This window comes from Thiobacillus denitrificans DSM 12475, from assembly GCF_000376425.1.
GTDB lineage: Bacteria > Pseudomonadota > Gammaproteobacteria > Burkholderiales > Thiobacillaceae > Thiobacillus > Thiobacillus denitrificans.
This window is the reverse complement of record NZ_AQWL01000006.1, coordinates 210,248-220,890: the sequence shown is the minus strand read 5'-3', so window position 1 is coordinate 220,890 and position 10,643 is coordinate 210,248. Positions and strand designations below refer to the sequence as shown.

General features: G+C 64.3%; 9 protein-coding genes. 5 read left to right on the top strand and 4 right to left on the bottom strand.

The features are described 5' to 3' along the window. Positions 1-478 precede the first annotated feature (478 nt). From mgtE to B059_RS0111825, 5 genes are all read left to right on the top strand, one after another. Complete coding sequence (gene mgtE / locus B059_RS0111845) at positions 479-1,921, top strand: magnesium transporter (protein WP_026177482.1); 1,443 nt, start codon at positions 479-481, stop codon at positions 1,919-1,921. After that, complete coding sequence (gene msbA, locus B059_RS0111840) at positions 1,918-3,660, top strand: lipid A export permease/ATP-binding protein MsbA (protein ID WP_018078472.1); 1,743 nt, start codon at positions 1,918-1,920, stop codon at positions 3,658-3,660. The genes mgtE and msbA overlap by 4 nt, the downstream gene beginning before the upstream one ends. After that, entirely contained in the window at positions 3,657-4,412 is a 756-nt protein-coding gene (locus tag B059_RS0111835) for a tRNA 2-thiocytidine(32) synthetase TtcA (RefSeq protein ID WP_018078471.1), read from the top strand. Before msbA ends, B059_RS0111835 begins: the two co-directional genes overlap by 4 nt. A 74-nt stretch (positions 4,413-4,486) precedes the next feature. Beyond that, positions 4,487-5,602 carry a pyridoxal-phosphate-dependent aminotransferase family protein gene (locus B059_RS18980; RefSeq protein ID WP_018078470.1) on the top strand — a complete coding sequence of 372 codons (1,116 nt, stop codon included), beginning with the start codon at positions 4,487-4,489 and terminating at the stop codon, positions 5,600-5,602. A 26-nt stretch (positions 5,603-5,628) separates the two neighbouring features. Continuing rightward, entirely contained in the window at positions 5,629-5,943 is a 315-nt protein-coding gene (locus tag B059_RS0111825; RefSeq protein ID WP_018078469.1) for a hypothetical protein, read from the top strand. Positions 5,944-6,036: 93 nt separating this feature from the next. Here the strand turns inward: B059_RS0111825 and B059_RS0111820 are convergent, their stop codons facing one another. From B059_RS0111820 to ahcY, 4 genes are all read right to left on the bottom strand, one after another. Beyond that, positions 6,037-7,911: a potassium transporter Kup gene (locus B059_RS0111820; protein WP_018078468.1), complete on the bottom strand. Its 1,875-nt coding sequence runs from the start codon at positions 7,909-7,911 to the stop codon at positions 6,037-6,039. 83 nt (positions 7,912-7,994) lie between these two features. Beyond that, on the bottom strand, positions 7,995-8,825 hold the full coding sequence (metF, locus tag B059_RS0111815) for a methylenetetrahydrofolate reductase [NAD(P)H] (RefSeq protein ID WP_018078467.1): 831 nt from the start codon (positions 8,823-8,825) through the stop codon (positions 7,995-7,997). Positions 8,826-8,828: 3 nt separating this feature from the next. Beyond that, the gene (locus B059_RS0111810) at positions 8,829-9,176 is read right to left on the bottom strand and encodes a phage holin family protein (protein ID WP_018078466.1); all 348 of its coding nucleotides are present in this window, start codon (positions 9,174-9,176) and stop codon (positions 8,829-8,831) included. Positions 9,177-9,200: 24 nt separating this feature from the next. Next, positions 9,201-10,640, bottom strand: coding sequence for an adenosylhomocysteinase (gene ahcY / locus B059_RS0111805; RefSeq protein WP_018078465.1), 1,440 nt, complete (start codon positions 10,638-10,640; stop codon positions 9,201-9,203). Positions 10,641-10,643 lie beyond the last annotated feature (3 nt).

The window sequence follows — 10,643 nt, the reverse complement described above, 5'->3', positions numbered from 1 at the left end:
CAGCCCTCGCACATCGCGCAGGTGTGTGTCGTAGTGGCGGAGTTCCTCGGCAATGTGGTCCGTGGATGCAGTAGGTGGCCGCGCACTTGGCGCGGCCCGATGTAGTGTGGTGTGGTTCATAACGGTCTCCTGAAGTGGAGTCACCACTTCATACGACCGCTGGAATTATGTATAGCTTGCGGCGGCATCAGCTGCTGCCGGGCCGCTTACAGCCTACCTCTTAACGAAAACCACCCCGGCTACTTTCCATAATCAACGACTTTGCATAATCGGCCTTATGTAAAACTTTACATAAGGCCGATGACCGGACGCTTGGCTCCGCCAGCTCGCCCCCTCCCCTTGGGGCAGCTTGCGTCCGTGCCGTTCTGAGTCGGCCGCTTCGGCGCCGTATGACCGGGGCCAGCCAAATGAGCAGCGTGCCGCCCGTCCGCAAGCCATAGCGCGTTACAATCGCGGGGCTTTTTCCCGACCGCGCTCCATGACCGACTCCCTCGAAAACCAGTCGCAGGACAACCTCGAAGCCAGCCTGGCGCAGGTGCAGACCCTGCTCGCCAAGATGCGGCTGGTGGAGGATCTCGTCCACAAGCAGGGCGGGCCGCGCCAGGATCTGGTCGAGAACCTGGTGCACAAGCAGAACCTGACGGAATTGCAGCGGCACATGGAAACGCTGCATCCGGCGGACGTGGCCTACATTCTGGAAGCCCTGCCGCTGGACGAGCGGCGGCTGGTGTGGGATCTGGTCAAGGCGGAACACGACGGCGAGATTCTGCTGGAAGTGTCGGACTCGGTGCGCGAATCGCTGATCCAGACCATGGACAAGGCGGAGCTGCTGGCCGCCGCCGAATCGCTCGACACCGACGAGATCGCCGACATCGCGGCCGACCTGCCGTACGACGTGATCCAGGAACTGCTCACCAGCCTGGACGTGCAGAAGCGTGCGCACCTGCAGTCGGCGCTGGCCTATCCGGAGGACACGGTGGGCGCGCTGATGGACTTCGAGATGGTGACGATCCGCGCCGACGTGACGCTGGAAGTGGCGTTGCGCTACCTGCGCCGTCTCGGCGAACTGCCCGATCAGCTGGACAAGCTGTTCGTGGTCGACCGCGATGACGCGATCATCGGCGTGCTGCCGCTGAAAAGACTGCTGACCACCGACCCCGAGGCCTCGGTGGCGGCGGTGATGGTCGAGGATTTCGTCAAGTTCCACCCCGAGGACGAGGCACATGAGGCGGCGCAGGCGTTCGAGCGCTACGACCTGGTGATGGCGCCGGTGGTGGACATGCAGGGACGGCTGATCGGACGTCTCACGGTCGACGCGGTGGTCGACTACATCCGCGAATCGGCGGATGCCGACATGCTGTCGATGGCCGGCCTGAAGGAAGAGGAAGACCTGTTCTCCACCGTGTGGCGTTCGGCGAAGAACCGCTGGATGTGGCTGTCGATCAACCTCGCCACCGCCTTCCTCGCCTCGCGCGTGATCGGCGCATTCGAAGGCTCGATCGAGAAGCTCGCCGCGCTGGCGGCATTGATGCCGATCATCGCCGGCATCGGCGGCAACTCCGGCAACCAGACCATCGCCCTGATCGTCCGCGGCCTGGCGCTGGGCCAGATCACCCCGGCCAACGCCCGCCGCCTGATCGTGAAGGAACTCGGCGTCGCCCTGTTCAATGGTCTGGTGTGGGGTTCGGTGGTCGGCGTCTTCGCCTGGCTGTTGTACGACAACCTGGCGCTAGGCGGGGTGATGGCGCTGGCGATGCTGCTGAATCTACTGGTCGCGGCGCTGGCCGGCATCTTCATTCCGATGACGCTGGAACGCATGAAGCGCGACCCGGCCGTCGGCTCGTCGGTGCTGCTCACCTTCACCACCGACAGCATGGGCTTCTTCATCTTCCTCGGGCTCGCCACCCTGCTGCTGCTGTGACGCCGGCCCCGGACAGCAAGGCCCTGTATCTGCGTCTTCTGGGCTATGTGAAGCCCTACTGGCGCATGTTCGCGCTGTCCCTCGTCGCGCTGATTCTCACCGCCGCCACCGAACCGCTGCTGCCCGCGCTGTTCAAGCCGCTGCTGGACGAGGGCTTCGTCGCCAAGGACCGGGACTTCATCCGCTGGGTACCGCTGCTGCTGCTGGCGCTGTTCATCGTGCGCGGCGTCACCAGCTTCGTCAGCACCTACTGCATGGCATGGGTGGGCAGCCGTCTGGTGATGGATTTGCGCGCCGCCATGTTCGACAAGCTGATGACGCTGCCGACGCGCTATTTCGACCAGAACCCGAGCGGCCAGCTGATCGCACACCTGGCGTTCAATGTCACCCAGGTCACGCAGTCGGCCACCAGTTCGCTCACCACGCTGGTGCGCGACAGCGTGACGGTGCTGGGATTGCTCGGCTATCTGCTGTGGCTGAACTGGCAGCTCACGCTGATCGTGTTCGCGATGGCGCCACTTACGCTGGGGGTGGTGCGCATCGCCAGCAAGCGATTGCGCGGCCTGTCGCGCAAGGCACAGCAGAACATCGGCGACCTCACCCAGGTGGTCGACGAGGCAGTGGGCGGCCACCGCGTGGTCAAGCTGTACGGCGGCGAGGAGTACGAACAGGGCCGCTTCCGCCACGCCGCCAATCTGGCGCGCCTGTTCGAGATGAAGCGCGTCGCCGCCAACGCGGTATACGAGCCGGTGATCCAGTTCATCGCCGCAGTCGCACTGGCCGTCATCGTCTACATCGCAGCCGGGCAGGCGAGTGAAAACGCGACCACGGTCGGCAGCTTCGTCGCCTTCTTCATGTCGATGCTGCTGCTGTTCGCTCCGCTGAAACGATTGACCGCAGTCAACGACCAGCTGCAGCGCGGGCTGGCTGCCGCCGAAACGATTTTTTCCATGCTCGACCAGGACGCCGAGCGCGACAGCGGCACCCGCGCCCTCGCCCGCATCGAGGGGCGGCTGGCCTTCCGCGGCGTGGCGCTCACCTATCCGGGCAAGACCCTGCCCGCCCTAGCCGACATCACGCTCGACATCGCCCCCGGCGAGACGGTGGCGCTGGTCGGCGCCTCCGGCTCGGGCAAAACCACGCTGGCCAATCTGGTGCCGCGTTTCTATGATCCCGACGCAGGGGTGATCGAACTCGACGGCCACGACATCCGCGATTTTCCGCTGCAGAGCCTGCGCAGCCACATCGCGCTGGTATCGCAGGAAGTGGTGCTGTTCAACGACACCCTGGGGCACAACATCGCCTACGGCAACAAGCGCGACGCCACTCCCGACGAGATCCGCAGCGCCTGCGTCGCCGCCCACGCCTGGGACTTCATCCAGGCGCTGCCCGACGGCCTCGACACGCTGATCGGCGAGAACGGCATGCGGCTCTCCGGCGGCCAGCGCCAGCGTATTGCCATCGCCCGCGCGATCCTCAAGAATGCACCCCTGCTGATCCTGGACGAAGCGACCTCGGCACTGGACAACGAATCCGAACGCCACGTGCAGGCCGCGCTGGAGACCCTGATGGAAAACCGCACCACGCTGGTCATCGCCCACCGCCTGTCGACCATCGAGCGCGCCGACCGGATTGTCGTTCTGGAAGGCGGCCGCATCGTCGAAATCGGCAGCCATGCCGACCTGATCGCCAGACGGGGCCGCTACGCCCAGTTGCATGCGCTGCAGTTTTCCGCATGAGCCAAGCCATTCCCAACGGCTGGGTCAAGCCGTCCCGCTCGCTCGCCACCGCCGCCGGACGCGCCATCGGCGACTACCGCATGATCCGCGACGGCGACCGCATCCTGCTGGGGCTGTCAGGCGGCAAGGATTCGCTGTCGCTGTTGCACACGCTGCACCACCTGCAGCAAAAAGCCCCGGTGAAGTTCGAACTGCTCGCCTGCACGGTCGATCCGCAATCCGACCAGTTCGATCCTTCGCCCCTCAAGCCTTATCTGGCCGGACTCGGCGTGCCCTACTTTCTGGAATCGCAGCCGATCCTGGCCGAAGCGCAAAAGACGCTGACGAAAGACAGCGATTCCTATTGCGCATACTGTTCCAGGATGCGGCGGGGCATCCTCTACCGCGTCGCCCGCGAACAGAACTGCAACGTCGTCGCGCTGGCGCAGCACCTCGACGATCTCGCCGAAACGCTGATGATGTCGATGCTGTTCGGCGGCAAGCTGCGCACCATGTCGCCGCATTATCTGAACGACGCCGGCGACCTGCGCATCATCCGCCCCTTCACCTACGCGCGCGAACGCCAGACCCGCGCCTTTGCGACGGACGCCGGGCTGCCGGTGATTTTCGAGAACTGCCCGGCGTGTTTCGCCAAGCCGCAGCAGCGCTATGCGATGAAACAGATGCTGGCGGAACAGGAGAAAGCGCATCCGCGCATCTTCAACAGCCTGCTGACGGCGATGAAGCCGCTGATGGGCGAACCGCCCGCCTGATTCTCCGCATCGCCGTTTCCCCGTAGAATCAAACCTTTGTTTTAGTTGATTTTTTCCACATAGAGACCAAGGTTATGACGGCTTCCTTTATTCCCCCCCAGCGCATTCTCATGGGGCCCGGCCCTTCCGACGTGCCGCAGCGCATCCTCGATGCCATGGCGCGCCCGACCATCGGCCACCTCGACCCCGCTTTCGTCGATCTGATGGAGCAGATCAAGGCCATGCTGCGCATGGCGTTCCAGACGCAGAACGCGCTGACCTTCCCGGTCTCGGCACCCGGTTCGGCGGGGATGGAGATGTGCTTCGTCAACCTGGTGGAACCGGGCGACAAGGTGATCGTCTGCAGGAATGGCGTGTTCGGCGGCCGCATGCTGGAGAACGTCAAGCGCACCGGTGGCGTGCCGGTGATCGTCGACGACGCCTGGGGCGCGCCAGTCGATCCACAGAAGGTGCGCGACGCCTTCAAGGCACACCCTGATGCGAAGGTGCTGGCGTTTGTGCATGCCGAGACCTCGACCGGCGCGCAGAGCGACGCCGCGACGCTGGCGAAGATCGCGCAGGAGCACGATGCGCTGATCATCATGGACTGCGTCACCAGCCTCGGCGGCACGCCGGTCCTGCTCGACCAGTGGGGCATCGACGCGGCGTATTCCGGCAGCCAGAAATGCCTGTCGTGCACCCCGGGGCTGTCGCCGGTGTCGTTCTCCGAGCGCGCCATCGCCCGCATCAAGGCGCGCACGACCACGGTGCAGAGCTGGTTCCTCGATTTGAATCTGGTGCTCGGCTACTGGCAGTCCGCCGGCAAGCGCACCTACCACCACACCGCGCCGATCAACCCGATGTACGGCCTGCACGAAGCGCTGGTGATGCTGGAGGAAGAAGGCCTGGAAAACGCCTGGGCGCGCCACCGCGCCATGCACGAGAAGCTCAAGGCCGGGCTCGAAAGCATGGGGCTCAAGTACGTGGTCGAGGCGTCTGCGCGCCTGCCGCAGCTCAACTCGATCTACGTGCCGGAAGGCGTCGACGAAGCCGCGGTGCGTACTCGCCTGCTGAATGAGTTCAACCTGGAAATCGGCGCCGGCCTCGGCGACATGGCCGGCAAGATCTGGCGCATCGGCCTGATGGGCTATTCTGCCAAGCAGGCGAACGTCGACGACTGCCTGAAAGCACTCAAGGCCTGTTTGCCCTGATCCCCAACAACCGGAAAGGCCGCGCCATGAAAGCCTATTTGATCGATGCCAACCGGAAAACCGTCAGCCCGGTCGAACTGACTGACGGACTGGCCGGGATTCGCCGGCTGATCGGCTACGATTCGGTCGATTCCGAAGAAATCGACGCCAACGGCGACCGCCTGTTCTTCGACGAGGGCTGCTTTCTGCGCGACCAGACCGGCAAGGGCCGCTTCAAGCTCGACAGCCTGGTACCGGTCGCCGATAAGGCGGTGGTTGCGGGGTCCGCCGACGGCGGCGCCACGCTCAAGGATGTGGTGGCCGATCTAGCGGCCTTGCAGCAGCGCATCGCCTGGCTGTAAGAACTTCAGGCGATGCATTCCGCCATCCGGACGGCGGAACGCAAAAATGGCGCCGCCCGTGAACGAGCGCTCACGGAATGGAAGCGACGATTCTCAGATCTCGATTTGCGTGCCCAGCTCGATCACCCGGTTAGCCGGGATGCGGAAAAAGGTCATGGGACTGGCGGCGTTACGCGCCATGGTGGCAAAAAGATGCTCGCGCCAGAGCGACATGCCGGCGCCGCGGATGGGGATCAGGTTTTCCCGGCTGAAGAAGAAGGTGGTATCCATCAGCTCGAACTGCATGCCGCAAGGGCATTGCGACAAGGCCTGGGGAATGTCGATGTCGTCCATGAAGCCGTAGCGGACGACGACGTGATAAAAGCCTTCGGCCAGTTTCGCCATCTCCAGCCGTCTGTCGGCGGCGACATACGGGACTTCGGCATAGCGCACATTCAGGATCACCACCCGTTCGTGCAGCACCTTGTTGTGCTTGAGATTGTGCAGCAGGGCCGATGGCGCACCCTGCGCGTCGGCGGTCATGAATACGGCGGTACCCGGCACGCGGATCGGCGGATGCGCCAGCAGGACATCCACGAAGGGCGCGAGTGGCTGCGCGGTCTCCTGCAGGCGCAGCTGAACGATCTCGCGACCGCGCTTCCAGGTCACCAGCAGGATGAAAACCAGCATGGCCACGGCCAGCGGGAACCAGCCGCCGTCCGGGATCTTGACCGCATTGGCGCTGAAAAAGGCAAGATCGATGGTGAGGAAAGTCAGCATGCCGGCCAGCGTCGCGCCGAGGCCGAGACCCCAGCGCACGCGCATGACCATGCACACCAGGATGGTATCGATGGCAAAGGTGCCGGTAACGGCGATGCCGTAGGCGCCGGCCAGGTTGCTCGAACTCTGGAAGCCCAATACCAGCAGGGCGATGCCAATCATCAGGGTCCAGTTGACGAAGGGGATATAGATCTGGCCGGCCTCGGCGGCGGAGGTATGGCGAATGATCAGGCGTGGCGCATAGCCCATCTGGATGACCTGGCGGGTCACCGAGAAGGCGCCCGAGATGACGGCCTGGGAGGCGATCACGGTCGCCACGGTGGCGAGGCCGACCATGGGGTAGAGCGCCCATTCCGGCGCAAGCATGTAAAACGGATTGCGCACCGCTTCCGGGTTGGTGAGCAGTAGCGCCCCCTGCCCGAAATAGTTGAGGACCAGGGCCGGCAGGGCGCAGGCGAACCAGACCAGCTGGATGGGCCGGCGGCCGAAGTGCCCCATATCGGCATACAGGGCCTCGGCACCGGTAATCGCCAGCACGACTGCGCCGAGGATGAGAAAGCCGGCGACGCCGTGCGTGGCGAAGAAATGCAGCGCATACACTGGCGAAAGGGCGGCGAGTACCTGCGGATTGCGCAGGATGCCCAGCAGCCCGAGCAGGCCCAGCACCGTGAACCAGAGCAGCATGGCCGGGCCGAACAGCCTGCCGATGGCGGCCGTGCCGTGACGCTGGATGACGAACAGCCCGACCAGAATCCCCAGCGCCAGCGGCACGATGAAGGGATGCAGCACAGGCGCACCCATCTCCAGCCCCTCGACGGCGGACAGCACGGAAATGGCCGGGGTGATCAGGCTGTCGCCGAAGAACAGGGATGCCCCGATGAAACCCAGCGACATCAGCACCCGGCGAATGCGCGAACCCAGCGGAGCCTGCCCTTGGGCGAGCGCGAGCAGGGCCAGAATGCCTCCCTCCCCCTTGTTGTCGGCCCGCATCATGACGCTGACGTATTTCAGCGAAACCACCAGCATCAGCGACCAGAACACCAGCGAGAGAATGCCCAGGACATTGCCCTGGGTGAGCGCCAGGTGATGCCCGCCAAAGACCTCCTTCATGGTGTAAAGAGGACTGGTGCCGATATCGCCAAAGACGACGCCAAGCGCAGCGAGCGCGAGGGCACTGGACTTGCTGTTTGTCGGCCGGGGCGGATTCATTGTTTTCCTGGTGGCAACGCCTCAGTCGCGCGCCGCAGCCCGGCAGCGCGCGTCTTGCAGAACAGCGCGTGCGCCAGGCGGCGTCACAATCCCAGCCGCTGCCAGATGACGGTGCTCGGCCCCGCCTGGTTCATGGTGTAGAAATGCAGGCCCGGCGCGCCGCCGGCCAGCAGGCGGTCGCACAGGTCGGTCACCACGTCGAGGCCGAAGGCGCGGATCGACGCCAGGTCGTCGCCGTAGCTTTCCAGCTTTTTGCGCAGCCAGCGCGGAATCTCGGCGCCGCAGGCATCCGAAAAACGTGCCAGCTGCACGTAATTGCCGATCGGCATGATGCCGGGAACGATGGGGATGGTGACGCCGTGGGCGCGCGCGTCTTCGACAAAGCCGAAGTAGGCGTCGGCGTTGAAGAAATACTGCGTGATCGCGGCATTCGCACCGGCATCGACCTTGCGCTTGAAGTTGACCATGTCCTCGGTATAGGAGCGCGCCTGCGGGTGGACTTCGGGGTAGGCGGCGACTTCGATCTCGAACCAGTCGCCGGTTTCCTTGCGGATGAAGGCCACCAGTTCGTTGGCGTAGTTGAATTCGCCGGCATCCATGGTGCCGGAAGGCAAATCGCCGCGCAGCGCGACCAGATGACGGATGCCCTGGCTTTTGTACTCGTTGAGGATGTCGCGGATGCTCGCCTCGGTCGAGCCGATGCACGACAGGTGTGGCGCGGCCTCACTGCCGTCGGCCTGGATTTCGCGCACCGTTTCCAGGGTGCGGTCGCGGGTGGAACCGCCGGCGCCGAAGGTGACGGAGAAGAACTTGGGATTGAGCTGCGCCAGCTGTTTCCGGGTGGCGCGCAGTTTCTCCACGCCTTCTGCCGTCTTCGGCGGAAAAAACTCAAAGCTGTAAGTACGGGCGGTCATGTTTCAACCTTTTGCATTGGGGATGAGCGCGGACAGCGCCCAGGCGATCACGCCGTAGAGGATTGCGCCGACCATGGCCGACACCAGGCCCTGCACGTGAAAACCGGGCAGCAGCGCGCTGGCCAGCCAGAACAGCAGGCCGTTCAGTACCAGATAGAAGATGCCCAGCGTCAGCAGCGTGATCGGCAGCGTGAGCAGCGTCAGCACCGGCCGCACCAGCGTGTTGATGAAGCCCAGGACCAGCGCTGCAAGCAGCGCCGTACCGAAGCCCGTCACCTGGATAGTGGGCAGCAGCCAGGTCACCGCCAGCAGGGCGACGGCATTCAGTATCCACAACAGCAGCAGACGCATGGTGCACTCCTTCGGGCGGGTCGATCAATAGCGGTAATGCTCGGCCTTGTACGGACCGTCCTTGGGTACGCCGATGTAAGCGGCCTGCTGGTCGGTCAGCTCGGTCAGCTGCGCGTTGAGCTTCTTCAACTGCAGGCGCGCGACCTTCTCGTCGAGATGCTTCGGCAGCGTATACACGCCGACCGGGTATCTGCCGGAATCGCGCTCCTGCCACAGTTCGATCTGGGCGATGGTCTGGTTGGCGAAGCTGGAGCTCATCACATACGAAGGATGGCCGGTGGCGCAGCCGAGGTTCACCAGGCGGCCCTTGGCGAGAAGAATGATCCGCTTGCCGTCAGGAAAGATCACGTGATCGACCTGCGGCTTGATCTCTTCCCACTGGTATTGTTCGATGCCGGCGACATCGATTTCGTTGTCGAAGTGGCCGATGTTGCAGACGATGGCCTGGTCCTTCATCTTCGCCATGTGGTCGTGGGTGATGACGTGGTAGTTGCCGGTGGCGGTGACGAAGATGTCGGCCTTGTCGGCGGCGTATTCCATGGTCACCACGCGGTAGCCTTCCATCGCCGCCTGCAGTGCGCAGATCGGGTCGACCTCGGTCACCCATACCTGGGCGCTCAATGCACGCAATGCCTGCGCCGACCCCTTGCCGACGTCGCCGTAGCCGGCGACCAGCGCGACCTTGCCTGCCACCATCACGTCGGTGGCGCGCTTGATGCCGTCGACCAGCGATTCGCGGCAGCCGTAGAGGTTGTCGAACTTGGACTTGGTCACCGAATCGTTGACGTTGATCGCCGGGAACTTGAGCTCGCCACGGGCGTGCATCTGGTACAGGCGGTGCACGCCGGTGGTGGTTTCCTCGGTCACGCCCTTGACGGCTGCCAGACGACTGGAATACCAGCCCGGCTGCGCCGCCACGCGCGCCTTGATCGCGGCGTACAGCACGCGTTCTTCCTCGCTGGTGGGCTTGGCCACCACGGAAATATCCTTTTCCGCACGCGCCCCCAGGTGCAGCAGCAGGGTGGCATCGCCGCCGTCGTCGAGGATCATGTTGCTATACATGCTTGAACCATCGCCGCCGACGGCCCACTCGAAGATGCGGTGGGTGTAATCCCAGTAGTCTTCCAGCGATTCGCCCTTGACCGCGAACACCGGCACGCCGCTGGCGGCAATCGCCGCGGCAGCATGATCCTGGGTCGAGAAGATATTGCACGACGCCCAGCGCACCTCGGCGCCGAGTGCGGTCAGCGTCTCGATCAGCACCGCGGTCTGGATCGTCATGTGCAGCGAGCCGGTGATGCGCGCGCCCTTGAGCGGCTGGCTGGCGGCGAACTCCTCGCGGATCGCCATCAGGCCCGGCATTTCGGTTTCGGCGATGCGGATTTCCTTGCGGCCCCAGTCGGCAAGCGCGAGGTCGGCGACGACGAAATCGGTAAAGTTGGTGGAAGCGGATACTGCATTCATGGT

Coding starts and splice junctions, on each gene's coding strand:
- B059_RS0111820 (WP_018078468.1), bottom strand. CDS start 7,911: ATGAATCCGCCCCGGCCGACAAACAGCAAGTCCAGTGCCCTCGCGCTC.
- ahcY (WP_018078465.1), bottom strand. CDS start 10,640: ATGAATGCAGTATCCGCTTCCACCAACTTTACCGATTTCGTCGTCGCC.
- B059_RS18980 (WP_018078470.1), top strand. CDS start 4,487: ATGACGGCTTCCTTTATTCCCCCCCAGCGCATTCTCATGGGGCCCGGC.
- metF (WP_018078467.1), bottom strand. CDS start 8,825: ATGACCGCCCGTACTTACAGCTTTGAGTTTTTTCCGCCGAAGACGGCA.
- B059_RS0111835 (WP_018078471.1), top strand. CDS start 3,657: ATGAGCCAAGCCATTCCCAACGGCTGGGTCAAGCCGTCCCGCTCGCTC.
- mgtE (WP_026177482.1), top strand. CDS start 479: ATGACCGACTCCCTCGAAAACCAGTCGCAGGACAACCTCGAAGCCAGC.
- B059_RS0111810 (WP_018078466.1), bottom strand. CDS start 9,176: ATGCGTCTGCTGCTGTTGTGGATACTGAATGCCGTCGCCCTGCTGGCG.
- B059_RS0111825 (WP_018078469.1), top strand. CDS start 5,629: ATGAAAGCCTATTTGATCGATGCCAACCGGAAAACCGTCAGCCCGGTC.